Consider the following 23,300-nt stretch of genomic DNA (forward strand, 5'->3'; position numbering starts at 1 on the left):
CTAGGCGGTGGGAACGATGACGACCGGGATGGCGGGATCGCCCGCGGAGAGTTTCAGGCCCTCCCACGGGATGGAGATCAGGCACTGGCGCAGGTGTTCGCGGGATTCGGCCAGGCGGGGGATGTCGACGACCTCGCCGGAGGCGATGTACGTGCGCTGCAGCAGCCGGTCGTTGGCCTGGTGGTCGGGGACGCCCTGGGAGAAGACGATCTCCTCGATCGCGGTGCCGGTGGGCTTGTGCCGCCGGACCGCGGTCTTGCGCCCGCCGACGGTCGCCTTGTTCTCCGAGCGTTTGACGACCGGTCGGCCCTCGACCTCGACGAGCTTGTAGACCAGCCCGGCGGTGGGCGCCCCGGAGCCGGTGACCACGGCGGTGCCGGCGCCGTACATGTCGACCGGTTCGGCGGCGAGGGTGGCGATCGAGTACTCGTCCATGTCACCGGAGACGATGATCTTTGTCTCGGTGGCGCCGAGGGAGTCGAGGAGTTCCCGGGACTGCTGGGCGAGAACGGACAGGTCGCCGGAGTCGATGCGGACCGCCCGCAGGTCCGGCCCGGCCACCGCGATGGCGTTGCGGATGCCCTGGCTGATGTCGTACGTGTCGACCAGCAGCGTGGTGTTCTTGCCCAGCGCCGCGACCTGCGATCCGAACGCGGTCGGCTCGTCGTCGTGCAGCAGGGTGAACGCGTGTGCCGAGGTGCCCGTGGTCGGGATGCCGTAGGCCCGGCCGGCCGCGAGGTTCGACGTCGAGGCGAATCCGGCCAGGTAGGAGGCCCGGGCGGCGGCGACCGCGGCGTGCTCGTGGGTGCGCCGGGAGCCCATCTCGATGATCGGCCGGCCGCGGGCGGCGGTGACCATGCGGGCCGCGGCGGCCGCGATGGCGCTGTCGTGGTTGAGCACCGACAGGATCAGCGTCTCCAGCACGACGCACTCGGCGAAGGTGCCGGAAACGGTCAGGATCGGTGATCCGGGGAAGAACAGCTCGCCCTCGGCGTAGCCCTCGACCTCACCGGTGAACCGGTAGCCGGCGAGCCACGTGGCGGTGGTCTCGTCGACCACGCCGGCGGACCGCAGGTAGTCGATCTCGTCCGGGCCGAAGCGGAATGCGGCGATCTCCTCGATCAGGCGACCGATGCCGGCCACCACGCCGTAGCGTCGCCCGGTGGGCAGCCGCCGGGTGAAAACCTCGAAGACGCACCGCCGATCCGCGGTGCCGTCCTTCAGGGCGGCGCTGATCATCGTCAGCTCGTAATGGTCCGTCATCAGGGCCGGCGTGCTCTCCACGGCACCTACCCTATTGCGCCCGGAACCACGGGTGAACGGTGGTTCGGTGCTCCGGTTCACCGGTTCCGCGGATCCGGTGGCACCATGGGGGGCATGGCGTTGCCTCAGGTTGCTCCCGTCGAGACGCCGGAGATCCAGGAAGAACCGGAAGCGGACCGTCCGTGGGTGACCATCGTCTGGGACGATCCGGTCAACCTGATGTCGTATGTGACCTGGGTCTTCCAGAAACTCTTCGGCTACAGCAAGGACAAGGCCGAGAGGCTGATGATGGACGTGCACACGAAGGGCAAGGCGGTGGTCTCCATCGGCGCCCGGGAGCGGATGGAAATGGACGCCAACCGACTGCACGGATACGGTCTCTGGGCGACGGTGGACCGGTCCTGACGAGGCGGGTGGGGAGAACATGTTCCGACGCAGCGGTGGCCACTGTGTCGCCACATTCGCGTATGACGAGGTCCGGGTCCTGAAGAAGGTCGCCGGCGAGGTGGTCGGTCTGTTGACCGACGGGATGGACCACACCGATCCGGTGGTCTCCCGGCTTTTCCCGGACATCTATCCGGACAGCCCGGAGGACTCGCAGGAGTTCCGGCTCTACACCGAGAGTGATCTCAAGACCGCCAAGATCGATCAGGCGGGCGCGATCCTCGCGGCGTTGCCGGACGAGGGCGAGGGCGAGGTCCGGCTGGACGGTGAGGCTGCCGAGGCGTGGCTGATGGCGATCAACGACGCCCGGCTGGCGATGGGCACCCGTCTCGACATCGGCGCCGAGACCGACCTCAGCGACGAACTGGACCAGGCGGTCCTGGAGGACCCGGGTTCCAGCCGGGTGTTCCAGCTGTCGGTCTACGCCTATCTCGGCTATCTCCAGGAGTCGCTGCTCAACGCGCTCCCAGAGATCAAGTAGCACTCCCGGTGTGTGCACCGCCACGCATCCCGCGACCGACTGTCACGGTAATGTGAACGCCGTGCTGACCATCGACCGTACGATCGTGGACGCGATCGTCGCCCACGCCCGCCGGGATCACCCCGACGAGGCGTGTGGTGTCGTCGCCGGCGCGATCGGCAGTGACGTGCCGTCGCGGCACCTCCCGATGGACAACGCCGCCCGGTCGATGACGTTCTACGAGTTCGACTCGATGGAGCAGCTGCGGGTCTGGCGCGAGATGGACGACCTCGACGAGGAGCCGGTGGTGATCTACCACTCGCACACCGCGACCGAGGCGTTCCCGTCCCGGACGGACATCTCGTTCGCCGGTGAGCCGAACGCGCACTACCTGCTCGTCTCGACCCGCGAGCCGGACTCCGAGGAGATCCGCTCGTTCCGTATCGTGGACGGTGTGGTGGCCGAGGAAGAGGTCAACATCGTGGATGCGACGGTGAAGGCGTGATTTCCATCGCCGTGCAGTCGTACATGTTCGGGCAGAGCCCGGCGTCGGTCTTCTACGAGTGTCGCTGTCGCTGACACCGGATCCGGCCCTGCCTTTTCACGTTCGACTTCTGCGAGGAGTTTTCCCACCATGGCCATCGAAGTTCGCATCCCCACCATCCTGCGCAACTACACCGGCGGCGCGAAGGTCGTCGAGGGCGCCGGCGACACGCTGACCGCGCTGATCGACGACCTGGACGGCAAGCACAGCGGCCTCAAGGGCCGGCTGATCACCGCCGAGGGTGGCCTGCACCGCTTCGTGAACATCTACGTCAACGACGAGGACGTCCGCTTCCTGGGCGCGCTCGACGCGAAGCTCAAGGACGGCGACTCGATCACCATCCTGCCGGCCGTCGCCGGTGGCGCTCTCGGCTTCGCGGCAGCCGCCGCGTTCCTGGGCCGCTAACCCCGATGGCTCGTTTCGAGAGCCTGCTCGACGCGTGCGGGGGCACGCCGCTCGTCGGCCTGCCCCGCCTGTCGCCGACGGTGCCCGAGGGGGCACCGCCGGTTCGGCTGTGGGCCAAGCTCGAGGACCGCAATCCGACCGGCAGCATCAAGGACCGCGCCGCACTGTTCATGGTGCGCGAGGCCGAGGAGTCCGGTCACCTGCGTCCCGGTGACACCATCCTCGAGCCGACCAGTGGCAACACCGGCATCGCCCTGGCCATGGTCGCCAAGCTGCGCGGCTACCGCCTGGTCTGCGTGATGCCGGAGAACGTGTCGGCCGAGCGCGTGCAGATCCTCCGGATGTACGGCGCGGAGATCATCTTCTCGCCGGCCGCCGGCGGTTCGAACCAGGCGGTGGCGACCGCCAAGCAGATCGCCGTCGAACACCCCGACTGGAAGATGCTGTTCCAGTACGGCAATCAGGCCAACGCCCGCGCACACTTCGAGACCACCGGCCCCGAACTGCTGCACGACCTGCCCACGATCACGCACTTCGTGGCGGGCCTGGGCACCACCGGCACCCTGATGGGCACCGGCCGGTTCCTCAAGGAGAAGGTCGACGGCATCCAGATCGTCGCCGCCGAGCCGCGGTACGGCGAAGTGGTCTACGGCCTGCGCAACATCGACGAGGGCTACGTCCCCGAGCTGTACGACGCGACCGTGCTGGACCGCCGGTTCTCGGTCGGCACCCGGGACGCCGTGTTGCGGACCCGGCAGCTGGTCGAGGTGGAGGGCCTGTTCGCCGGTTTCTCCAGTGGCGCGATCCTGCACGCCGCGCTCGCCGTCGCGCACGAGGCGGTCCGCAACGGCAAACGGGCCGACGTCGCGTTCGTGATCGCCGACGGTGGCTGGAAATACCTCTCCACCGGGGCGTACGGAGGCACGCTCAACGACGCGGAAGAGGCTCTCGAAGGCCAGCTGTGGGCCTAGAGCAGCAGTAACGCACCGATCAGAGGCGGGGCTGCCGCGGCCATCAGGAGCCACGGCAGCCACCGCCGGTGCAGCGCCAGGAACGCGGCGGCCAGCGGCGCCGTGCCGGCGAGGACGAGCATCGGCGGCCCGCCGCGCGCGACCACCACGATGCCGGCGACTCCCAGCACCGCGCCGTAGAGCGCCATGGCGAGAATCCGGCCCGTGCCGGGCGGCGGGTCGTCCGGGGTGGGGAAGCGGAAAACCGGTTTCACGTTTTCCGGAGCGTCGGTCCGGGTAGTGCGGGCGTGTTCGGCCGCCGTCACGTAGCCTCCTCCGATGACCATCGAAGTCCTCACCCTGAGCAACGCGGATGCAATACCTGCCGTGACGGTGCAAAGGTGATGACCGAGGTCACGGCGTCTGTGATGTGCGTTGTCGATTTAGCGACAAATCGATCAGTTGTTAACGCGAGACACTGGCCGCGGCGTACGCTTCGCTCCGTGACTGACTGGTCTGACAGTCCCGGCACGGACCGGTCGGCGGGGCCGTGGACAAACCAGTGGACGACCCAGTGTGAGCCAGAGGGACCCGCATGCGACTAACCGTTCTCGGTTGTGCCGGCAGTTTCCCCGGCCCCGAGTCGGCGTGTTCGGCCTACCTCGTGGAAGCGGAGGGTTTCCGGCTCCTGATCGACTTCGGCTCCGGATCGTTGTCCGCGCTGCAACGCTACTCGGACATGCGGGGCATCGACGCCATCCTTCTCACTCACCTGCACTGCGACCACATGCTGGACGCGTGCACCTACGTCGTGGTCCGGCGCTACGACCCGGCCGGCCCGCTGCCCGCCCTGCCGGTCTACGCACCCCTGGGCGCGGCCGAGCGGATCGCCGCGGCCTACAGCACCGAGGCCGAACCGGTCGACGACGTCTACACCTTCTACGGTCTGCAGCCCGGCACGTTCCCGATCGGGCCGTTGACGGTCACCGTCGACCGGGTCAACCATCCGGTCGAGACGTACGGCGTCCGGATCGAGCACGACGGCCGGGTTCTCGCCTACTCCTCGGATACGGCCCCTTGCGAGGCGTTGCTGCGGCTGGCCGCCGGCGCCGACCTGTTCCTCTGTGAGGCAAGTTACCTCGACGGCGTGCAGAACCCCCCGGACCTGCACCTGACCGGCGGCGAGGCGGGCGAGGCGGCCACCAAGGCGGACGTGGGACGGCTGCTGCTGACCCATCTCGTTCCGGCCTGGGCGAGTGAGGCTTCTATTGTGGAGGCAGCCACCGCGGCGTACGCGGGACCGGTCGAAGTCGTCCGGCCGGGGGCCAGATACGATCTCTGAGCCGGTGACGGGGCGAGATCGGCGCTAGCACCGATGCACCACGTGTCGTGATCTTGGAGTTGTCGCATTGCGCATCGTTCGCCTGGCCAACTTCGTCACGGTCCACACCGGTGGCCTGCGTACCGCGCTGCGGCAACTCGGACGCGGCTATCTGCGGGCCGGGCATGAGCCTGTCCTGATCGTTCCCGGCCGTCGGTATTCGGACAAGATGACGAAGCAGGGGCGGGTCATCACCCTGCCCAGCGCGCCGCTGCCCCGCACCGGCGGATACCGCGTGCTGGCCGGCCGGCGTGAGCTGGCGAAGCTGCTGGACAGTCTGGAACCGGACCGGATCGAGGTCTCCGACCGCACCACCCTGCGCTGGACCGGCAACTGGGCCCGGCAGCGCGGCGTGCGTTCGATGATGGTCTCCCACGAGAGCCTGGCCGGCCTGCTCGGCGTCTGGGGCATGCCGAAACGCGACGCGCTCGCCGACCGTTTCAACCGGCGCACCGCCGCGGCGTTCGACACGATCGTCTGCACCACCGCGTTCGCCGCCGAGGAGTTCCGCCGCATCGACGTGCCGAACCTGGTCGAGGTGCCGCTCGGCGTCGACCTCAAACTGTTCCACCCCACCAAGATGGATGCCGCCGTCCGCGCCCGGTACGCCCGCCCCGACGAGCTGCTGATGGTCTACTGCAGCCGGCTGTCCGCGGCGAAACGGCCCGAACTCGCCGTCGACGCGGTCGCCGCCCTGCGCAACGGCAAGGTCCCGGCGGTGCTGGTGATGGCCGGCGACGGGACCCGGCGGACGGCTCTGGCGTACCGTGCGGCCCGCCTGCCGGTGCGTTTCGCCGGGCACATCTCCGACCGCACCACCGTGTCCGCCCTGCTCGCCAGCGCGGACGTGGCGATCGCCCCCGGCCCGGTGGAGACGTTCGGCCTGGCCGCCCTGGAGGCGCTGGCCTGCGGCACCCCGGTCGTCGTCAACGAGCAGAGCGCCCTGCCCGAGGTGGTCGGCGACGCCGGCATCGCGGTGCCCGGCACGGCGGACGCCATCGCCGACGCGGTGAGCCGCCTGATGGAACGCCCCGAGGCGGAACGCCGGGCCGCCGCCCGGGCCCGCGCGGAGAACTTCGGATGGTCCAAGGCCGTCCAGGGATTCCTGGAGGCGCACCAGGCCGTCCCGGACCCGGCGACGGCCCCGGCACAGTCGGCACTGCTGCGCCCAGCGGTGCCGATGATGCGTTCCGCCACGCCGCAGAGTCGCAAGCCCGGGGCGGACGAAGCCGGGGCGGCACGTTACGCATAGGGTTGGGGGTATGGCGCGACCCGACGGCCGAGCGGCCGACCAGCTGCGACCGGTGACCCTGACCCGGCAATGGAGCATCCACCCCGAGGGATCGGTGCTGGTGGAGTTCGGCAACACCCGTGTGCTCTGCACGGCCAGCGTCACCGAGGGGGTGCCCCGCTGGCGCAAGGGGTCCGGCCTCGGCTGGGTCACCGCGGAATACGCGATGCTCCCGCGCGCGACCAACACGCGTGGTGACCGCGAGAGCGTCAAGGGCAAGGTCGGCGGCCGCACCCAGGAGATCTCCCGCCTGATCGGGCGCAGCCTGCGGGCCTGCATCGACCTGAAGGCGCTCGGGGAGAACTCGATCGTGCTCGACTGCGACGTGCTGCAGGCCGACGGTGGCACCCGCACCGCGGCCATCACCGGCGCCTACGTCGCCCTGCACGACGCCGTCACCTGGCTGGCCGACCGCAAGTCGCTCGCCGGCAAGGTCGACAAGGTGCTGCACACCTCGATCCAGGCGATCAGCGTCGGCATCATCGACGGCGAGCCGCGCCTCGACCTCAACTACGTCGAGGACGTCGCCGCCGAGGTCGACATGAACATCGTCTGCACCGGCGAGGGCGACTTCGTCGAGGTGCAGGGCACCGGCGAGAACGGCGTCTTCAAACGCGCCCAGCTCGACGCGATGCTCGACCTGGGCATCCTCGGGTGCGCCGAGCTCGCGGCCGCACAGCAGAAGGCGCTGGCCGCATGAGCGCTCGTCTCCTGCTGGCGACCGGCAACCAGAAGAAGCTGGCCGAGCTGCAGCGGATCCTCGACGCGGCGCTCGGCCTCCAGCAGGTCGAGCTGGCCGGCCTGGGCGACTTCCCCGGCTACCCGGACGTCCCCGAGACCGGCCTCACCTTCGGCGAGAACGCGCTGATCAAGGCCCGCGAGGGCGCGAAACGCACCGGCCTGCCCACGGTCGCCGACGACTCCGGCATCGCGGTCAACGCCCTCAACGGCATGCCCGGCGTCTTCAGCGCCCGCTGGTCCGGCGGCCACGGCGACGACAAAGCCAACCTCGACCTGGTCCTGGCACAGATCTCCGACGTCACCGACGAGCAGCGCGGCGGAGCCTTCGTCTGCGCCGCCGCCCTGGTCCTGCCGAACGGCCGCGAACACCTCGTCGAGGGCCGCCAGACCGGCCGCCTGCTGCGCTCCCCGCGCGGCGAGGGCGGCTTCGGCTACGACCCGATCTTCATCGGCGACGGCCAGGACCGCACCAACGCCGAGCTCAGCCCGGCCGAGAAGGACGCGATCAGCCACCGCGGCAAGGCCTTCCGCGAATTGGCCAAGGTCATCGCCAAGGAACTGCCCCGCTGACGTCGGTTGCGGCGGGAGCAGCCGGTCACGCCCCTTCTCTGGTACGCGTAACCGGCCGCTCCCGCCGAACCACACCTCCCGTGGCTGCGAAGCGGCCTCCCTGCGCCGTCCCGCCTGTGCCGCCGCTGCCGGGCTGAGCTGCCCACCTGACGCCCCACGCGTCCCGACGCCCCACGCGTCCCGCCCTGCAGCCACGCCCCGTCTCCACGCGGTCCCGCAGGTCCCGCATTCGCGTCCGGCCAACAGGTCCCGCTGTTCTTCTTCTGGGGCCCACGCCCGTGTCCACGCCGGCCCCATATGTCGCGTGTCCCAGCCCGGCCCCGCACGTCTCGTGCACCGCCCCGGCCCGACGCCTTGAAACCGCCCGCCGGTAACCAGCCCTGACCGACACCGGTAACCAGCCCTGGTCGACGGCCGAGCCGAGCCAGCCGTCGTCTGTGGTTGATTTCTGGTCGGGTGACAGCCTTGACCGACGGCTGGGTTGGGCCAGCCGTCGTCTGTGGTTGATTTCTGGCCGGGTGACAGCCTTGACCGACGGCCGGGCCGAGCCAGCCGTCGTCCACGGTTGACTTTCCGTCGGGTGGCAGCCCTGGGCGACGGCTGGCGACCGGGAGCCGTCGCTGACGGCTGGGGAGTTCCGGGCCGTCGTTGGCGGCTGGGTCATGTCTCTGGAACAGCCGTGGTCGGCGGCTCAGGCGGCTCGGCCGTCAACCGTGGTCCGTCCGCGGGCCGGATTTGACCGTGTGCGACGGCTGGGTGCTCCTGAGCCGTTGCTGGTGGCTGACTTTCGTCTTCTGGGCAGCTGTTGGCGACGGCTCGGTCAGTCGGGCCGTCGTTCATGGTCGGTTTGTGGGCTGTGGGCGACCGTGGGTGACGGCTGGGTTGGGTCGAGCCGTCGTTCATGGTCGGTTTGTGGGCTGTGGGCGACCGTAGGCGACGGCTGGGTTGGGTTGAGCCGTCGCGCATGGTTCGTCTGTGAGCCGAGGGCGACCCGGGGCGGCGGCTGAATCAGGGCTGGCTGTGGGGGCGTCGACGGTCGATCTCGGCCTGGACGTCCGGGTCCCAGCCGCCGCCCCAGTCCTCGGCCGCGACCGGAAGCGGCGCCGAGGCCCCCGCGACCGGATGAGGCGCCGAGGCCTCCGCCGCCGGATGAGGCGCCGAGGCCCCCGCCGCCGGGTGAGCCGTCGAGGTGGCTGCGGAGAGCACCGCGGAACGGCTGAGTGTCACCGCGCCGATCAGCGCTCCGATCCCGCCGAACCGCAGGACCATCTCGGCTGCCATTGCGGCTTCCAGGGGCGTCAGACGGTCGGGTACCAGGTACGACGTCACCATCAGCGCGACGCCGGCCACCAGGATCGCGTATCCGGCGAGCCCCGGTCCGGCGGCCCGCAGCCGGTGGGCGTTCACCAACCAGACGATCACCGAGATGAACAGGCCGACCACGCAGAACAGGACGGCCAGTCCGAGGAAGGCCGCCACCGCCGCGGCGATGGCCGGGATGTTCGGCCCGGTTGGTGACTGCGGTTCGCGCAGGGCCACCATCGCGGCGTAGCCGAGCACGCTGGCCAGCACGCCGAGGACGATGAAGGTCGTTCCGAAAGTGATCACCCGGCGTCCGGCCAGGTGGAAGGTGTCGTGCATGCGGTCTCCCCGTATCGATACGGGGGCATACGCTACTGCCTGCCCACCCGGCCGGATGCCCCTGACCGGAAGGGCCCGGCCGGACAAACGCGTACCCCGGAAGACGCGTACCCCGGAAGACGCGTACCCCGGAAAGGGTTTTCAGCGAAGCGGACCGACCGCGTCCTCGATCGCGCCCCGCAGAGCCGCCCCCGCGACCACCTCCCGGGTCTGTTCCAGAACCGGCGCCAGATAGAGGTCCGGCCCCGGCACTCCCGCGAACGGCTCCACCGCCGCCACCGCGGCCTGTCCCGCCGGCGACGGCTGCAGCGGCGCCCGTAGCTGGATGCCACGAACAGCGGACAGGAGTTCCACCGCGAGCAGGCTGGTCAGGTTGTCCAGGACGGTGCGGAGCTTTTTCGTCGCCGCCCAGCCCATCGACACATGGTCTTCCTGCATGCCGCTGGTCGGCAGCGAGTCGACCGAGGCCGGCGCGGCGAGGCGGCGGTTCTCCGCGACGATGCCGGCCGCCGTGTACTGGGCGATCATCAGGCCGGAGTTGACGCCGGCGTCCGGGGTGAGGAACGGCGGCAGGTTGCGGGAGCGGGTCACGTCGAGGAGCCGGTCGACGCGGCGTTCGGCGATGGCGCCCACTTCGGCGGCGGCGATCGCCAGGTAGTCGGCGGCGAATCCGAGGGGTGCCCCGTGGAAGTTGCCGGTGGATTCGACGCGGCCGTCCGGCAGGACCACCGGGTTGTCGACGACGGAGACGAGTTCGCGGCCGGCGACCTGGCGGACGAAGTCGAGGGTGTCGCGGGCCGCGCCGGCCACCTGCGGGGCGCAGCGCATCGAGTACGCGTCCTGCACCGCGTGTGCCAGGTCGTCCCGGTGCGAGTCCATGATCCTGGAGTTCTGCAGGAGCCGGTGGATGTTCGCCGCGGACGCGGTCTGGCCCGGGTGGGGGCGGATGCTGTGCAGTTCCGGCAGGAAGGGCCGTTCCGAGCCGAGCATCGCCTCGATGGCCAGGGCCGCGGTCACGTCGGCCATCGCGAACAGGTGGCCGGCGTCGGCGATGGCGAGCAGCAGCATGCCGAGCATGCCGTCGGTGCCGTTGATCAGGGCCAGGCCCTCTTTGGCGGCCAGTTCCAGGGGTTGCAGGCCGGCGCTGTGCAGGGCTTCGGCGCCGGAGGTGCGGGTGCCGTCCTTGCCGAGGACCGTTCCTTCGCCGAGCAGCACGATGGCGCAGTGGGCGAGCGGTGCCAGGTCACCGGATGCGCCGAGCGAGCCGTGTTCCGGCACCCACGGGGTGATGTCGTGGTTGAGCAGGTCGACGAGGCCTTGGGCGAGGATCGGCCGGACTCCGGAGCGGCCCAGGGCGAGCGACCGGACCCGCAGCAGCATCATGGCCCGGACCACTTCGCGGGGCATCGGTGCGCCGATCCCGGCCGCGTGTGAGCGGATCAGGGCGTGTTGCAGTTCGGCGCGGCGTTCCGGGGCGATCGAGGTGTTGGCGAGCGCGCCGAAGCCGGTGGAGACGCCGTAGACGGGTTTGCCGGACGCTTCGATGCCGTCCACGATGGCGCGGCTGGTGGCCATGGCGTCGAGGGCGGCGGGGGAGATCTCGACGCGGGCGTTGTCGCGGGCGACGGCGATCACATCGGCGGGGGTGACGCCGGTGGGCTGGACGATGACGGTCACTGGAGCACTCCGTTGTGCACGACGGTGCGAACGAGGGGGACACCGGGCCGGTAGGCCAGGTGCAGGTGGGAGGGGGCGTCGAGCACGATCAGGTCGGCGCGGGCCCCGGGGGTGATCCGGCCGAGGTCGGGGCGGCGCAGGGCGGCGGCGGCACCGGCGGTTGCCGCGGCCACCGCTTCGGTCGGGGTCAGGTGCATTTCGCGTACGGCGAGCGCGATGCAGAACGGCATCGAGGAGGTGTACGACGATCCGGGGTTGCAGTCGGTGGCCAGGGCGACGGTGATGCCCGCGTCCAGCAGGCGCCGCCCGTCCGGGTACGGCGACCGGGTGGAGAATTCGGCGCCGGGCAGCAGGGTGGCCACGGTCTCCGACGAGGCGAGTGCGTCCACGTCGGCGTCGTCGAGGTGGGTGCAGTGGTCCACGCTGGCCGCGCCGAGTTCGACGGCCAGCCGGACGCCCGGGCCGGGTCCGAGCTGGTTGCCGTGCAGCCGGGCGCCGAGTCCCCGGGCCTGTCCGGCGGTGATGATCGCGCGGGTCTGGTCGGCGTCGAAGGCGCCCCGCTCACAGAAGACATCCACCCATTTCGCGTACGGTGCGACGGCGTCGAGCATCGGCCCGCAGACCAGGCTCACGTAGTCGTCCGGCCGGTCCCGGTATTCGGCGGGCACCACGTGCGCCCCGAGGAAGGTGGTCTCCGGTGTCAGGGTGGCGGCGATGCGCAACGACCGGGCCTCGTCGGCGACGTTCAGCCCGTACCCCGATTTGATCTCGATGGTGGTGGTGCCCTGCCGGAGGGCCTCACCGATCAGGCGCCGCGCGTTGTCGCGGAGGTCGTCGTCGCTCGCGGAGCGGGTGGCGGCGACCGTGGTCCGGATGCCGCCGCCGGTGTATGCCGCTCCCGCCATCCGCGCCCCGAATTCGGCCGCCCGGTCCCCGGCGAACATCAGGTGGGCGTGGCTGTCCACGAATCCGGGTAGGACCGCGGCGCCCCCGGCGTCGATCCGCTGGTCGGCGGTGGGCGCGCCGGCGGTGTCGCCGACCCAGACGATCCGGTCGCCGTCGATCGCCACCGCGGCGCCGGTGCGGATCTCGTCGCCGGTGAACAGCTCGCCGATGTCGGTGATCACCAGACTCACGACAGGACCTCCGTGATCGCGTTGTGCAGGGCGGCGGGCACGTCGATCGTCCGGTGCCGGCCGCCGGTGACCACCGGCCGTCCGTCCACGATCACGTCGGTGACGTCGGCCGCGGTGGCCGCGAAGAGGATCCCGCCGGGGTCGGTCCCGGCGGTGCGGACGCTGTCCAGGGCGACCGCGACCAGGTCGGCCCGCCGGCCGACGGCGATCTCTCCGGCGTCGGCCCAGCCGAGTGACGCCTGCCCGTCGGCGGTCGCCGCGGTGAGCAGTTCGGACGCGCTGAAGTGGCCGCGTTGCCGGGTCGCCAGCCGTTCGTCGAGTTCGGTGCCGCGCGCCTCCTCGAACATGTCGATCACCGCATGGCTGTCGCTGCCGAGGGTGAGCCGGGCGCCCGCGCCGGCCAGGGCCCGGCCCGGCCCGATGCCGTCGGCGAGGTCCCGTTCGGTCGTCGGGCAGAGGCAGACGAACCCGCCGCCGAGGGTCGTGATGTCAGTGTCGGACAGGTGGGTGGCGTGCACCGCGGTGGTCATCGGCCGCCAGAAGCCCGCGCCGTCCAGCAGTTCGGTGGGGGAGCAGCCGTGCACGGCCTGGCACGCCTCGTTCTCGGCCGGCTGTTCGGAGAGGTGGACGTGCACCGGCAGCCCGTCGGTCCGCTGGGCGAAGGCGGACATGCCGTCCACCGGGGCGGCCCGTACCGAGTGCAGGGCCGCGCCGATCCGCACGCCGTCGTCGTCGCGCAGCTGGTCGAACCGCCGGTGCCAGCCGTCGTAGTCGCCGTCGCCGAATCGCCGCTGCACGCCTTCCAGGGGTTTGCCGTCCACACTCGAGGTCAGGTAGACCGTGTCGAGCAGGGTGATCCGGATGCCGGCCTCGCGGGCTGCGGCGATCAGCGCGTTCCCCATCGCGTTCGGGTCGGCGTACGGTGTCCCGTCCGGCCCGTGGTGCAGGTAGTGGAACTCGCCGACGGCGGTGATCCCGGCCAGTGCCATCTCGCCGTAGACCGCGGTGGCCAGGGCGAAGTAGCTGTCCGGGTCGAGTCGGCCGGCGACCTTGTACATCAGTTCGCGCCAGGTCCAGAACGTGCCGCGGTCGCCGTGGGTACGCCCGCGCAGCGCCCGGTGGAAGGCGTGCGAGTGCGCGTTGGCGAAGCCGGGCAGGACGAGGCCGTTGAGGGGATGGCCCTCGACCGGAGTGTCCGGGGTGACCTCGGTGATCAGTCCGGCTTCTTCTTTTATTCGGACATTTCTTTGGATCTTGCCGTTCATCACGGCGAGAGTCGCGTGGAAGACCGTCACCCCAGTTCCTCCAGGACCGTCGCCAGCGCCTCGATCCCCGCCTCGCAGTCCTCGTCGGACGCGTGCTCGGCCGGTGAATGCGACACCCCGGTCGGATTGCGGACGAACAGCATCGCCGTCGGGATGTGCGCGGACAGCACCCCGGCGTCGTGCCCGGCCCCGGTCGGCAGGATCGGCGCCCCGTCGAGCAGGTCCGACAGCCGTTTCGCCAGCGCCTCGTCGAACGCCACCTCGCCGGACACCGACTCCGGCGTCACGGCCAGCGCGGTGCCGTCCCGCCCGGCCCGCTCGGTAGCCTTCCGGACCACCTCGTCGACCAGCCGTTCCAGGGTGGCGGTGTCCGCGGCCCGGGCGTCCAGCCAGCCCCGGACCAGCGACGGGATGGCGTTGGTGGCGTTCGGTTCGACCTGTACCCGACCCACGGTGGCGTGCGCCCCGGAGAGCCGGGCCTCCTTGTTCGCCGCGAGCACGGTGAACGCGAAGGTCAGCATCGGGTCGTGCCGGTCGGCCATCAGGGTGGTGCCGGCGTGGTCGCCGACGCCGGCGAAGTCCATCCGCCAGCGCCCGTGCGGCCAGATCGCGCTGGCCACACCGACCGGCACGGTCAGGGCCCGGCCCTGCTCGATGTGCAGTTCGACGAGGGCCGCGACGTTCGCGATCCGCGGGTCGTGTCCCCTCGGTGTGCCACCCAGGGCTTCGCCGAAGGTGATCCCGTCGCGGTCACGCAGGCTCGCCGCCTTCTCCGGTGTGATCGCGCCGGTGAGCAGCCGTGATCCGAGGCAGGGGACACCGAAGCGGCCGCCCTCCTCTTCGACGAACGCAGCGATCCCTATTTTTCGAGATTTATCAATCTTGTCGGCGGCGAGAAACGCGCTGACGATGCCGAGCGGACCGTCGTAGCCCCCGCCGTGCGGCACCGAGTCGAAGTGTGAACCGGTCAGCACCGTCCCCGGCGCCCACGGTTCGCCCCGCCACGCGAACAGGTTCCCGTTGCCGTCGTCGGTGACCCGCATGTCTCTTCGCGCGGCCTGCGTGCGGAACCAGTCGCGCAGCGTCAACTCGGGGGGTGTCAGCGCGTACCGCAGGTAACCGCCGCTCTCCGCCCGGCCGACCGGCGCGATCTCCGCCCAGAGTTCGGTGAAGTCGCTCATCGGGTCATCGGGATGTGCACGCCGGGCGCCGCCTGCGACTCGTAGCCCGCGTCGACGTGCCGCAGCACGCCCATCGCCGGGTCGTTGGTGAGCACCCGCTCGATCTTCTGGCCGGCCAGCGCGGTGCCGTCGGCGACGCAGACCTGACCGGCGTGGATGCTGCGGCCGATGCCGACGCCACCACCGTGGTGGATGGACACCCAGCTCGCCCCGGACGCCGTGTTGACCAGGGCGTTCAGCAGCGGCCAGTCGGCGATCGCGTCCGAGCCGTCGAGCATCGCCTCGGTCTCGCGGTACGGCGACGCCACCGACCCCGCGTCCAGGTGGTCACGGCCGATCACCAGCGGCGCGCTGACCTCGCCCCGCGCGACCATGTCGTTGAACCGGACACCGGCCTTGTCCCGCTCGCCGTAGCCCAGCCAGCAGATCCGCGACGGCAGGCCCTGGAAGGCGACCTTCTCGCCGGCCATCCGGATCCACCGGGCCAGCGGGTCGTTGTCCGGGAACAGCTCCAGCACCGCCCGGTCGGTGGCCGCGATGTCAGCCGGGTCACCGGAGAGCGCCGCCCAGCGGAACGGGCCCTTGCCCTCGGCGAACAGCGGCCGGATGTACGCCGGGACGAACCCCGGGAAGTCGAACGCACGCTTGTAGCCGGCCAGCTTGGCCTCGCCGCGGATCGAGTTGCCGTAGTCGAACACCTCGGCGCCCGCGTCCTGGAAGCCGACCATCGCGGCGACCTGCTTCGCCATGCTCGCCCGGGACCGGTCGGTGAACTCCTCCGGTTTGGTCCGGGCGTACTCGGCCGCGTCCTCCAGCTCCACGCCGACCGGCAGGTAGCTCAGCGGGTCGTGCGCGCTGGTCTGGTCCGTGACGATGTCGATCTCGACGTTCTTGAGCAGCAGCTCGGGGAAGACGAGAGCGGCGTTGCCCACCACGCCGACGCTGAGTGCGCGCCGTTCCTTCTTGGCCTTCAGGGCGATCTGCACCGCCTCGTCGAGGCTGTCGGCGACGACGTCCAGGTAGCGGGTGTCGACCCGGCGCTGCAGGCGGGTGCGGTCCACGTCGACGACCAGGCAGACGCCGCCGTTCATGGTGACCGCGAGGGGCTGCGCGCCGCCCATGCCGCCGCAGCCGCCGGTCAGCGTCAACGTGCCGGCCAGGTCGCCGCCGTGCTTCTTGGCGGCCACGGCGGCGAACGTCTCGTACGTGCCCTGCAGGATGCCCTGGGTGCCGATGTAGATCCACGAGCCGGCGGTCATCTGGCCGTACATGGTCAGTCCCAGGTGCTCCAGCCGGCGGAACTCCGGCCAGGTCGCCCAGTCGCCGACCAGGTTCGAGTTGGCGATCAGCACCCGCGGAGCCCACTCGTGGGTGCGCAGCACACCGACCGGCTTGCCGGACTGCACCAGCAGCGTCTCGTCGCCCTTGAGCTCGTCCAGCTCACGGATGATCGCGTGATAGGACGGCCAGTTCCGGGCGGCGCGGCCGGTCCCGCCGTACACCACCAGGTCGTCCGGTCGCTCGGCCACGTCCGGGTCGAGGTTGTTCATCAGCATGCGCTTGGCGGCCTCCTGCGGCCATCCCTGCGCGGTGTACGCCGTACCTCTGGGCGCCCGGATCTCCGGCATGACTCTTCCTCCCCTTGCTGGTGTCACTCAAGCCATGAAGACGTGCCGACGTGCGGCCGTGGCCTCGAACTGCTCCAGACGCTGCTGCGCCAGGTCGGGTGCGGCGTCGCACATCGCCTGCAGCAGCACCATCGCCATCGCCATCGGCCCGGTGTGCAGGTCGAAGACGAGCTGGGTGCCGACCGCGGCGGGAAGCGTCACGTCGGCGGACTCGGCCACCGGGCTCACCGCCGAGTCGGTGATCGCGACCACCGCCAGGCCGGCCGCCTTCGCCTCCCGGACGGCCTCCACCGACTCACGCGGGTAGCGGGGGAGCACGATCGCCAGCATGGCACCGGCTCCGGCCGCGCGGGCCTGATCCAGCCGGTCCAGCAGGCCGGTGCCGCCGTCGTCGAGCACCCGCACGTCCGGGAAGACCTTGGCCGCGAAATACCCGAAGTACGCCGCCAGGGGCGCCGCCGCCCGCAGGCCGAGCACCGGCAGCACCGGGCTGCCGGCGAGCAGCGAGGCCGCGGTCTGGACGCTGTCCAGGTCGAGCAGCTGGTCGGCCAGGCGCCGCAGGTGCTCGGTCTCGGCGTGCACCGCGCGCTGCATCGCGTTCTGCTCGGTGGTCTCGCCGGGGCCGGCGCCGGCCAGCGCGCGCAACTCCCGGCGCAGCGCCGGGTAGCCGGAGTAGCCGAGCGCCATCGCGAACCGGGTCACCGACGGCTGGCTCACCCCGGCCAGCTCGGCGACCTCGGCGGCGGACAGGTAGGCGGCCTTCTCGGCATGCTCCACCAGGCAGTGCGCGATCCGCCGCTGGGTCGGCGTGAGGCGTGCGCCCTGGAAGAGGTCGAGTACCCGTCCAGCGGTCTTGACCACTCCGTCATTCACGCAAACAGCTTATGCATAAAAGATTTCAGAGAGCTAGACCCTTCACCCGGAGCAACGAGCCGGTGACACCGGCGGCAAGCCCCGTTCGGATTCGTTCGGAATTCGTCCTGCAAGCTCAACGTCACCCGCAACTGGGCTCAGGAGATCTGCACCGGACCACCGGATCGGTGCAGCGGCTGCACACCAACAGCTGACGCGACCTCCCCGTGGACACGAAAAGGCCGGCGTTCACACGCCGGCCTTTGTCACGCGTACCAGAAGAGGCAGAGGAACAACGTCAGATCAGCAGCGGGACTCGCCCGCCGTCAGGTTGACCGGGGTGTCGGTGACCGGAGCGGCCTCGTCGAGGCTGGGGGCGATCGACGCGGGCGGGACCGGCGCGGCCGCCGCGGACGATGCCGCCGCGGCGGAGGAGGCCGCCGGGCTGGACGGAGTCGCCGGCTTCGCCGACTTCGCGGCCGGGGAGGACGCCTTGGCCACGGATCCGGTGGACGACGAGCCGGACGAGGTGGCCGAACCGGACGAACTCCCACCGGTCAGGCGGACGCTGGTCTTCTGGATCGAACCCGGGCTCATCTTGATGCCGGACAGGGTCGCCGTGTTGCCGTTCACGTCGGTGACCTTGAGCTTGTACGGGCCCGCGCCCGCCCCGGCGTCGATCAGCCAGTAGTTGTAATCGGTGCGGTAGGTGCTCTTGAAGACGCCGTTCGCGCCCGCCACCTTGACCGACTTCAGCAGGTTGCCGTGGTTGTCGATACGGGCTGCGAACCAGAAGTTCGACGCGCCCTCCTTGATCCGCACGGTCATGCCGGACGGCACCGACGGGTTGCTGACCAGCTTGTACTTGACGGCGATGATGCCGTCGATCTCGGCGCCGATCTTCTTGAAGGCGGTGCGGCTCAGGTCGATGTGGCCGGCCGGGCATTCGGGGCAGGAGTCGAACACCTTGACGCGGACCTTGCCCTTGGGGCCGCTGACGTCGAGATAGCTGCCGCAGGCCGCGCCCTCGGAGTACTCGGCCGGGCCGAGGGCGACGTAGAGGTCGTCGGCGGGCGTTTCGAACGAGCAGTTTCCGGAGCTGCCGGCCAGGTCGTAGAAGGTGGCCTTCCCGGATTTGGTGGTGGTGCTCGGGGGTGCGGCGCAGGCCGACCCTCCGGTCTGCAGCAGCATGGCGACGCCGATGATTCCGGCGAGAACGGCGGCTCCGCCGGCGGCGAGCCATCGGGCGGGGAACGGGCGTCGATGAGCACTCACGATCAGGGATACTGCTCGGTGCCACCGGTATCGGCAAATTTCCTAAGGCTTTCGTAAGACAGTTACCTCGATAGGTATAAGTGGCCCCGAATGGGCTAGTCCAGAACGGTCAGGGAATCGCCGACCCGGACGAGCGCGATTTCGCCGGCGGCGAGGTCGGGGATGATGTTCACGGCGAACATCAGGCCGTTGCCGGATCGCCGGTGCTTCCCCAGGATCTTGAGAGGCTGCCGTCCGGTCTCGCCGGTCTCCTGGTCGATGGTGGTGACACGGCAGCGGTCGCAGGGTTTCGCCACCCGGAACGTGACGTCACCGATGCGGATCCGGCTGCCGAGCCACGCGTCCTCAGCCCACGCGGGCGCGTCGCTGACCTCGATGTTGGGGCGGAACCGGTGCATCGGGACGGGAGCGTCGCCCGCCTCGGCCAGCCAGCCGTTGAGGGCGTCGAGCGACGCGGTGTTGCCGAGCAGCACGGGGTACCCGTCGGCGAGGCTGACCCGGTCGCCGGGCTCGCCGAAGTCGGTGTCGACGGCACGGGTGGTGGGGTCGGACTGCCAGACGAGGCGGGCGTCGCGGCCCAGGAAGTCGCTGATCCACTCGCTCTCGGCGACCCGGGCCGGGACCGGGGTCTTGCTCTTGAAGACGCGCACGGCGATCTTGAGGCCGTCGGCGGGCTCGTCCAGATCCAGGCCGGGGAGTCCCGGTGCGGACAGCTGGAGGCCACCGGGCCGGGGCCGGGCGGTGAGCTGGGTGAGGCGGGCGGTGTCGCGCTGGGTGATGCCGACACCGTCGGCGTCGACGACCATCCAACGGCGGTCGCCGGCGAGCCCGTGCGGTTCGACGCGGGCCTCGTCGTGGTCCAGGCGATGACAACCTTTGACGGGGTACGTGTGAAGCGCCGTGATCCGCATTTCCCCAGGTTCGCACAACGGCCGTGGCGGGCGCCGGGACACCGCCTCCGGTGACATTCGGATTGCTCGATCTAATCTGGTCGGATGATTGCACGGGTATGGCGGGGCTGGGTGGCGACGGAACGCGCCGGTGACTATGTGGCGTACATCGAGCGGACCGGTCTCGCGGCGTACCGGGGGACGCCGGGGAATCTGGGCGCGCAGATGTGGACCCGGGACCTGGGTGACGGCCGCAGCGAGGTGACCACGATCAGCTGGTGGAGGTCGCTGGAGGCGGTCCGCGGGTTCGCCGGCGACGACGTCGGGCGGGCGGTGTTCTTCCCGGACGACGACGGTTTCCTGCTGGGCCGGGAGGTCACCGTGACACACCACGAGGTCGCCCGCGACCTGGGTTAGCCCTCGTCGGGGTCGCGGGGCGTGCGGACCACCGCCACCGGGCAGGCGGCGTGGTGCACGAGGTGCTGGCTGACCGAGCCGAGCATCAGCCCGGCGAAGCCGCCGCGGCCCCGGCTGCCGACCACGATCAGCTGGGCCTCGCGGGACCGTTCGGTGAGCACCCGGCGGGCCGGTCCGGGGACGGTCTCGTGCCGGCCGGGCCCGGCCGTGGGGTCGTCGAGGGCACCGGAACCGGCGTGCACGGTGACGAGCTCGGCGCCGCGCAGCCGGGCCTGTTCGGCGGCGAAGGCGACGGTGGCGGCGGAGTGCGGGGAGCCGTCGACGCCGGCCACGACCGGACCGGTGTCGCGGGTCTCACCGCGGACCACCAGCACCGGGCAGGTCGCGTCGGTGACGACCTGGATGACGACGGATCCGGCGAGGAGCCCGGCGATGGCGCCCATGCCGCGGTCGCCGAGGACGATCAGGGCGTCGTCGCGGACCGGGTCCCGGGCGGCGTCCCGGGCTGCGGCCAGCAGCACCTGGGCGGGGGAACCGGCGACCAGTTCGGTGGTGACCCGCAGGGCCGGCACGGCGGCGCGGGCGGCCCGTTCGGCGAGGACGAGCTCCTCCTCGGCCTGCTCGGCGAGGACGGACGTCGACGGGCGGGCGACACCGCCGGGACCGCCGATCTGCACGGTGGACCAGACGTCGGCGCGGACGATCCGTAGTGGACCGCCGCGCCGGGCGGCTTCGCCGGCGGCGACGACGACGGCGTCGAGGCTGCGGGGGGATCCGTCGATGCCGACGATCACGGGAGAGGTCATGGGGGTCACCTCCGGGTGCTCGGATCATCGATCCTGTCACGCCGGGGCCCGGGCGCGCGCCCCGGTGTCATCGGGTTCGACGCCCATCACACCGTTCACCGGTGTCGATGTCCAAAAACGACTCGGGTTTCGATCGGCGGGGCCGAGAACGGCTCGCCTGGCTGCCCCCTGATACACCTCAGGCCCGATCGTGAGAACGGGCCTGAGAACACGTCTGGTGCGGAAGAGGGGACTCGAACCCCTACGCCCTTTCGGGCACGGGCACCTAAAACCCGCGCGGCTGCCGGTTACGCCACTCCCGCCCGTGCTGCCCGTCACGGCACAGCGTTGGGGAGAGTCTAATCGGTCGCCCGTCCCCGTGGCGCCTCGGTTACCACCGTTCTCGCCCGTCTCCCCTGCAACCCGGCGCCTCGCGGGTGCCCTCGGCGCCGTTCCGGGAGCCGCGGAAGCGTGCACGGCGGCCGCCTTGCGGGTTGGGTACCGCATGACGACCGCCGTGAGTTCCGGGCCCGACCTCACCGGGGCCGCACCTGGTACGTACCCACGGGGAGTCGGTTCGTCCCCGTCGGGGGCGGCTCGCCCCTCGGTGGGGGCGAACCCGCCCCCTCGCCGGGGTCGGCTCGCCCCCGCCGAGGCTCAGGGGGAGCCCGGCGAGGGCGATTGCACTCCCCATCGGCGGGGCCTGCCCGGACTTGCGGCTTTCGACGGACTTTTCGCCCCGGATCAGTCCAGACCGAGGTCGCGGCGCAGTTTGGCCACGTGGCCGGTGGCCTTGACGTTGTAGAGGGCGTGCTCGATCACACCGTTCTCGTCGATGACGAAGGTGGAGCGGATGACGCCGGTCACCGTCTTGCCGTAGAGCGACTTCTCGCCGAACGCCCCGTACGCCGTGAGGGTGCTCTTGTCCTCGTCGCTGACCAGCGGGAACGTGATGGCGTCGTTCTCGCGGAACTTGGCGAGCTTGGCGGGCTTGTCGGGGGAGATGCCGACCACCTCGTACCCGGCGGCCTGGAGCGAGGCCAGGTTGTCGCGGAAGTCGCAGGCCTGCTTGGTGCAGCCCGGGGTCATCGCGGCGGGGTAGGCGTACAGGACGACCTTGCGACCGCGCAGGTCCTTGAGGGCGAGGCTGTCACCGTTGTCGGTGGGGAGCGTGAAATCGGGTGCGGCGTCGCCGGCGGCCAGGCGCACGTTCTCAGTCATGGGACCGACGATAGTGCGGGTCAGGCGGCGATCCGGCGGGTGCTCCAGAGGCGCCGGGCTCCGGCCATGTCACGGGGCCATTCCTCGCCGCGGCGGGTCAGGGTGCGTTCGGTGGTGACGAAGTCGCCGACGAGACGGTGGAACTCGTCGACGACGTCGGACTCGCGGAACGGTTTGCAGGAGAAGATGTTCGCGAAGATCTCCCGGAGATGCGGATAGGTGTGAATGGCCGCGTGCGATTCGGCGAGGATCACCACCGCGGATTTGCCGGCCTTCTCCGGCGGCCCGGTCTCGGTGGCGACCAGGGGGCCGGCGATGACGGTCATGCCGATCCGGGCGACCAGGTCGCGCAGGAACGTGGTGAGCGCCTCGTCGTCGTCGAGCAGCGAGATGTCGGTGATGCCGGAGAGCCGGAGGGTCAGTTCGTCGCCGTAATGATCGTCAGCAATGGCCATGACCGTACGTTACTGACAAGTGACGGCACGCGGTCAAGGGTGCTGTGTGCCAATTCTGAGGCCCCTGTGGAATCCGTTTCCACGACTATTCCCCACCGTTTTTCCGTTCCTTTTCCGGCCGTACGGAGACGGAAATGGCACGCCTTCGCAGCGTGTTCTGCGCGCGGAGTCGTAGCCTCCCCACAGCGGGGGAGGGGCGGTACGCTCCCGGATCAGGAATCGAGAGTGGAGATCAAGCACATGAGCGACACCGGAACCACCGGCGAACCCGTGGTCGGCGACACCACCACCGTCGCCAACGAGGTCGTCGAGAAGATCGCCGTCGCGGCCGCCCGGTCGGTGCCCGGCGTCGCCGACCTCGGCGGCGACGTGGCCCGCTTCTTCAACACCATGCTCGACAAGGTCGGCCTGGACTCCGTCGGCGACGGCAGCCGCGGCGTCGCCGCCCGCGTCGAGGGCGCCGACGTCACCGTCGACGTCGTCCTGGTCCTGGAGGCCGGCCGCGTCGTCGCCGAGGTCACCGCCGAGGTCCAGACCAAGGTCACCGAGGCGCTGACCGGCTACGGCCTGAACGTCCTGGCCGTCCACGTGAAGGTCGACGACATCAGCGGCGTGTGAGCTCCGCCGGCCCGTCGAGGTGGCAGGTGGGGAAGACCGAACGCAACGTGGGCAGACTGTCCCGGGCGAACGAGGCGATCACCGCCTGCACACCTTTCAGGTGCAGGCGCCCACCGGCCGCGTCGTGGGCGAAGTGGTGAAAGGAGAAGCGTCGTCCTCCCAAAGCCGACCCGGACGTGCCCACCGTGGACGCGGGCGGCTTCGGCCACC

The 23,300-nt window shown here is 70.6% G+C and carries 25 protein-coding genes, 1 tRNA gene and 1 pseudogene; 11 read left to right on the plus strand and 16 right to left on the minus strand.

Going from position 1 to position 23,300, the window contains the following annotated elements:
- Positions 1-1,284, minus strand: a complete 1,284-nt coding sequence (locus QSK32_RS07995; protein ID WP_285471550.1) for a nicotinate phosphoribosyltransferase — start codon at positions 1,282-1,284, stop codon at positions 1-3.
- A gap of 93 nt (positions 1,285-1,377) precedes the next feature.
- Between QSK32_RS07995 and clpS the strand changes: the two genes are divergently transcribed.
- From clpS to QSK32_RS08020, 5 genes and pseudogenes are all read left to right on the plus strand, one after another.
- A complete protein-coding gene (gene clpS, locus QSK32_RS08000; RefSeq protein WP_045748263.1) occupies positions 1,378-1,668 on the plus strand; it encodes an ATP-dependent Clp protease adapter ClpS in 291 nt (96 codons plus the stop codon).
- Between the two features lie 19 nt (positions 1,669-1,687).
- The gene (locus tag QSK32_RS08005) at positions 1,688-2,188 is read left to right on the plus strand and encodes a DUF2017 domain-containing protein (protein ID WP_045748262.1); all 501 of its coding nucleotides are present in this window, start codon (positions 1,688-1,690) and stop codon (positions 2,186-2,188) included.
- A 61-nt stretch (positions 2,189-2,249) separates the two neighbouring features.
- Positions 2,250-2,746 (plus strand): annotated as a pseudogene (locus QSK32_RS08010) (M67 family metallopeptidase).
- 55 nt (positions 2,747-2,801) lie between these two features.
- Positions 2,802-3,116 carry a MoaD/ThiS family protein gene (locus tag QSK32_RS08015; RefSeq protein ID WP_045748261.1) on the plus strand — a complete coding sequence of 105 codons (315 nt, stop codon included), beginning with the start codon at positions 2,802-2,804 and terminating at the stop codon, positions 3,114-3,116.
- Between the two features lie 5 nt (positions 3,117-3,121).
- Positions 3,122-4,087: a PLP-dependent cysteine synthase family protein gene (locus tag QSK32_RS08020; RefSeq protein WP_045748260.1), complete on the plus strand. Its 966-nt coding sequence runs from the start codon at positions 3,122-3,124 to the stop codon at positions 4,085-4,087.
- On the opposite strand, the gene QSK32_RS08025 is transcribed toward QSK32_RS08020, so the two are convergent.
- Positions 4,084-4,413: a hypothetical protein gene (locus tag QSK32_RS08025; protein ID WP_245674366.1), complete on the minus strand. Its 330-nt coding sequence runs from the start codon at positions 4,411-4,413 to the stop codon at positions 4,084-4,086. The two genes, QSK32_RS08020 and QSK32_RS08025, sit on opposite strands and share 4 nt — an antisense overlap.
- A gap of 248 nt (positions 4,414-4,661) precedes the next feature.
- Between QSK32_RS08025 and QSK32_RS08030 the strand changes: the two genes are divergently transcribed.
- The 4 genes from QSK32_RS08030 to rdgB all read left to right on the plus strand — a co-directional run bounded on the left by QSK32_RS08030 (position 4,662) and on the right by rdgB (position 8,049).
- Positions 4,662-5,408, plus strand: coding sequence for an MBL fold metallo-hydrolase (locus QSK32_RS08030; protein WP_285471551.1), 747 nt, complete (start codon positions 4,662-4,664; stop codon positions 5,406-5,408).
- Between the two features lie 67 nt (positions 5,409-5,475).
- On the plus strand, positions 5,476-6,699 hold the full coding sequence (locus tag QSK32_RS08035; protein ID WP_045748258.1) for a glycosyltransferase: 1,224 nt from the start codon (positions 5,476-5,478) through the stop codon (positions 6,697-6,699).
- A 10-nt stretch (positions 6,700-6,709) separates the two neighbouring features.
- Positions 6,710-7,438 (plus strand): ribonuclease PH, encoded by a 729-nt coding sequence (gene rph / locus QSK32_RS08040; RefSeq protein ID WP_045748257.1) that lies wholly within the window; start codon positions 6,710-6,712, stop codon positions 7,436-7,438.
- A complete protein-coding gene (gene rdgB, locus QSK32_RS08045) occupies positions 7,435-8,049 on the plus strand; it encodes an RdgB/HAM1 family non-canonical purine NTP pyrophosphatase (RefSeq protein WP_045748256.1) in 615 nt (204 codons plus the stop codon). Before rph ends, rdgB begins: the two co-directional genes overlap by 4 nt.
- Before the next feature lie 1,008 nt (positions 8,050-9,057).
- On the opposite strand, the gene QSK32_RS08050 is transcribed toward rdgB, so the two are convergent.
- The 9 genes from QSK32_RS08050 to QSK32_RS08090 form a co-directional block, all read right to left on the minus strand.
- Positions 9,058-9,690 (minus strand): hypothetical protein, encoded by a 633-nt coding sequence (locus QSK32_RS08050; protein WP_285471552.1) that lies wholly within the window; start codon positions 9,688-9,690, stop codon positions 9,058-9,060.
- Positions 9,691-9,831: 141 nt separating this feature from the next.
- Positions 9,832-11,367 carry a histidine ammonia-lyase gene (gene hutH, locus QSK32_RS08055; protein ID WP_285471553.1) on the minus strand — a complete coding sequence of 512 codons (1,536 nt, stop codon included), beginning with the start codon at positions 11,365-11,367 and terminating at the stop codon, positions 9,832-9,834.
- Entirely contained in the window at positions 11,364-12,503 is a 1,140-nt protein-coding gene (hutI, locus tag QSK32_RS08060; protein WP_285471554.1) for an imidazolonepropionase, read from the minus strand. Before hutI ends, hutH begins: the two co-directional genes overlap by 4 nt.
- A complete protein-coding gene (locus QSK32_RS08065; protein ID WP_285471555.1) occupies positions 12,500-13,798 on the minus strand; it encodes a formimidoylglutamate deiminase in 1,299 nt (432 codons plus the stop codon). The genes hutI and QSK32_RS08065 overlap by 4 nt, the downstream gene beginning before the upstream one ends.
- Complete coding sequence (locus QSK32_RS08070) at positions 13,795-14,949, minus strand: allantoate amidohydrolase (protein WP_045746435.1); 1,155 nt, start codon at positions 14,947-14,949, stop codon at positions 13,795-13,797. Before QSK32_RS08070 ends, QSK32_RS08065 begins: the two co-directional genes overlap by 4 nt.
- Entirely contained in the window at positions 14,946-16,577 is a 1,632-nt protein-coding gene (hutU, locus tag QSK32_RS08075; protein ID WP_285471556.1) for a urocanate hydratase, read from the minus strand. Before hutU ends, QSK32_RS08070 begins: the two co-directional genes overlap by 4 nt.
- Positions 16,578-16,604: 27 nt before the next feature.
- Positions 16,605-17,450, minus strand: coding sequence for a MurR/RpiR family transcriptional regulator (locus QSK32_RS08080; protein ID WP_045746433.1), 846 nt, complete (start codon positions 17,448-17,450; stop codon positions 16,605-16,607).
- A gap of 282 nt (positions 17,451-17,732) precedes the next feature.
- Entirely contained in the window at positions 17,733-18,704 is a 972-nt protein-coding gene (locus tag QSK32_RS08085) for an expansin EXLX1 family cellulose-binding protein (RefSeq protein WP_285471557.1), read from the minus strand.
- A gap of 95 nt (positions 18,705-18,799) precedes the next feature.
- Positions 18,800-19,615 carry an MOSC domain-containing protein gene (locus tag QSK32_RS08090; RefSeq protein WP_285471558.1) on the minus strand — a complete coding sequence of 272 codons (816 nt, stop codon included), beginning with the start codon at positions 19,613-19,615 and terminating at the stop codon, positions 18,800-18,802.
- An 84-nt stretch (positions 19,616-19,699) separates the two neighbouring features.
- On the opposite strand from QSK32_RS08090, the gene QSK32_RS08095 reads away from it, so the two are divergent.
- On the plus strand, positions 19,700-20,011 hold the full coding sequence (locus QSK32_RS08095; RefSeq protein WP_045746429.1) for an antibiotic biosynthesis monooxygenase family protein: 312 nt from the start codon (positions 19,700-19,702) through the stop codon (positions 20,009-20,011).
- On the opposite strand, the gene QSK32_RS08100 is transcribed toward QSK32_RS08095, so the two are convergent.
- From QSK32_RS08100 to QSK32_RS08115, 4 genes are all read right to left on the minus strand, one after another.
- The gene (locus tag QSK32_RS08100; protein ID WP_285471559.1) at positions 20,008-20,817 is read right to left on the minus strand and encodes a universal stress protein; all 810 of its coding nucleotides are present in this window, start codon (positions 20,815-20,817) and stop codon (positions 20,008-20,010) included. The genes QSK32_RS08095 and QSK32_RS08100 overlap by 4 nt on opposite strands.
- Before the next feature lie 215 nt (positions 20,818-21,032).
- Positions 21,033-21,119: transfer RNA gene (locus QSK32_RS08105), tRNA-Leu, on the minus strand.
- Between the two features lie 421 nt (positions 21,120-21,540).
- On the minus strand, positions 21,541-22,017 hold the full coding sequence (gene bcp / locus QSK32_RS08110; protein ID WP_045742270.1) for a thioredoxin-dependent thiol peroxidase: 477 nt from the start codon (positions 22,015-22,017) through the stop codon (positions 21,541-21,543).
- A 20-nt stretch (positions 22,018-22,037) separates the two neighbouring features.
- Positions 22,038-22,472 carry an S-adenosylmethionine decarboxylase family protein gene (locus tag QSK32_RS08115; protein WP_083448993.1) on the minus strand — a complete coding sequence of 145 codons (435 nt, stop codon included), beginning with the start codon at positions 22,470-22,472 and terminating at the stop codon, positions 22,038-22,040.
- Between the two features lie 240 nt (positions 22,473-22,712).
- Between QSK32_RS08115 and QSK32_RS08120 the strand changes: the two genes are divergently transcribed.
- Positions 22,713-23,090 carry an Asp23/Gls24 family envelope stress response protein gene (locus QSK32_RS08120; protein ID WP_045742367.1) on the plus strand — a complete coding sequence of 126 codons (378 nt, stop codon included), beginning with the start codon at positions 22,713-22,715 and terminating at the stop codon, positions 23,088-23,090.
- Here QSK32_RS08120 and QSK32_RS08125 read toward each other — a convergent pair.
- Complete coding sequence (locus tag QSK32_RS08125; RefSeq protein ID WP_157410982.1) at positions 23,077-23,253, minus strand: hypothetical protein; 177 nt, start codon at positions 23,251-23,253, stop codon at positions 23,077-23,079. The two genes, QSK32_RS08120 and QSK32_RS08125, sit on opposite strands and share 14 nt — an antisense overlap.
- Between the last annotated feature and the right edge of the window lie 47 nt (positions 23,254-23,300).

It is taken from the genome of Actinoplanes sp. NBRC 101535 (genome assembly GCF_030269225.1).
GTDB classification, from domain to species: domain Bacteria; phylum Actinomycetota; class Actinomycetes; order Mycobacteriales; family Micromonosporaceae; genus Actinoplanes; species Actinoplanes rectilineatus.

Coding starts and splice junctions, on each gene's coding strand:
- clpS (WP_045748263.1), top strand. CDS start 1,378: ATGGCGTTGCCTCAGGTTGCTCCCGTCGAGACGCCGGAGATCCAGGAA.
- QSK32_RS08005 (WP_045748262.1), top strand. CDS start 1,688: ATGTTCCGACGCAGCGGTGGCCACTGTGTCGCCACATTCGCGTATGAC.
- QSK32_RS08015 (WP_045748261.1), top strand. CDS start 2,802: ATGGCCATCGAAGTTCGCATCCCCACCATCCTGCGCAACTACACCGGC.
- QSK32_RS08020 (WP_045748260.1), top strand. CDS start 3,122: ATGGCTCGTTTCGAGAGCCTGCTCGACGCGTGCGGGGGCACGCCGCTC.
- QSK32_RS08025 (WP_245674366.1), bottom strand. CDS start 4,413: ATGGTCATCGGAGGAGGCTACGTGACGGCGGCCGAACACGCCCGCACT.
- QSK32_RS08030 (WP_285471551.1), top strand. CDS start 4,662: ATGCGACTAACCGTTCTCGGTTGTGCCGGCAGTTTCCCCGGCCCCGAG.
- rph (WP_045748257.1), top strand. CDS start 6,710: ATGGCGCGACCCGACGGCCGAGCGGCCGACCAGCTGCGACCGGTGACC.
- rdgB (WP_045748256.1), top strand. CDS start 7,435: ATGAGCGCTCGTCTCCTGCTGGCGACCGGCAACCAGAAGAAGCTGGCC.
- QSK32_RS08050 (WP_285471552.1), bottom strand. CDS start 9,690: ATGCACGACACCTTCCACCTGGCCGGACGCCGGGTGATCACTTTCGGA.
- QSK32_RS08070 (WP_045746435.1), bottom strand. CDS start 14,949: ATGAGCGACTTCACCGAACTCTGGGCGGAGATCGCGCCGGTCGGCCGG.
- hutU (WP_285471556.1), bottom strand. CDS start 16,577: ATGCCGGAGATCCGGGCGCCCAGAGGTACGGCGTACACCGCGCAGGGA.
- QSK32_RS08090 (WP_285471558.1), bottom strand. CDS start 19,615: ATGCGGATCACGGCGCTTCACACGTACCCCGTCAAAGGTTGTCATCGC.
- QSK32_RS08095 (WP_045746429.1), top strand. CDS start 19,700: ATGATTGCACGGGTATGGCGGGGCTGGGTGGCGACGGAACGCGCCGGT.
- QSK32_RS08100 (WP_285471559.1), bottom strand. CDS start 20,817: ATGACCTCTCCCGTGATCGTCGGCATCGACGGATCCCCCCGCAGCCTC.
- bcp (WP_045742270.1), bottom strand. CDS start 22,017: ATGACTGAGAACGTGCGCCTGGCCGCCGGCGACGCCGCACCCGATTTC.
- QSK32_RS08115 (WP_083448993.1), bottom strand. CDS start 22,472: ATGGCCATTGCTGACGATCATTACGGCGACGAACTGACCCTCCGGCTC.
- QSK32_RS08120 (WP_045742367.1), top strand. CDS start 22,713: ATGAGCGACACCGGAACCACCGGCGAACCCGTGGTCGGCGACACCACC.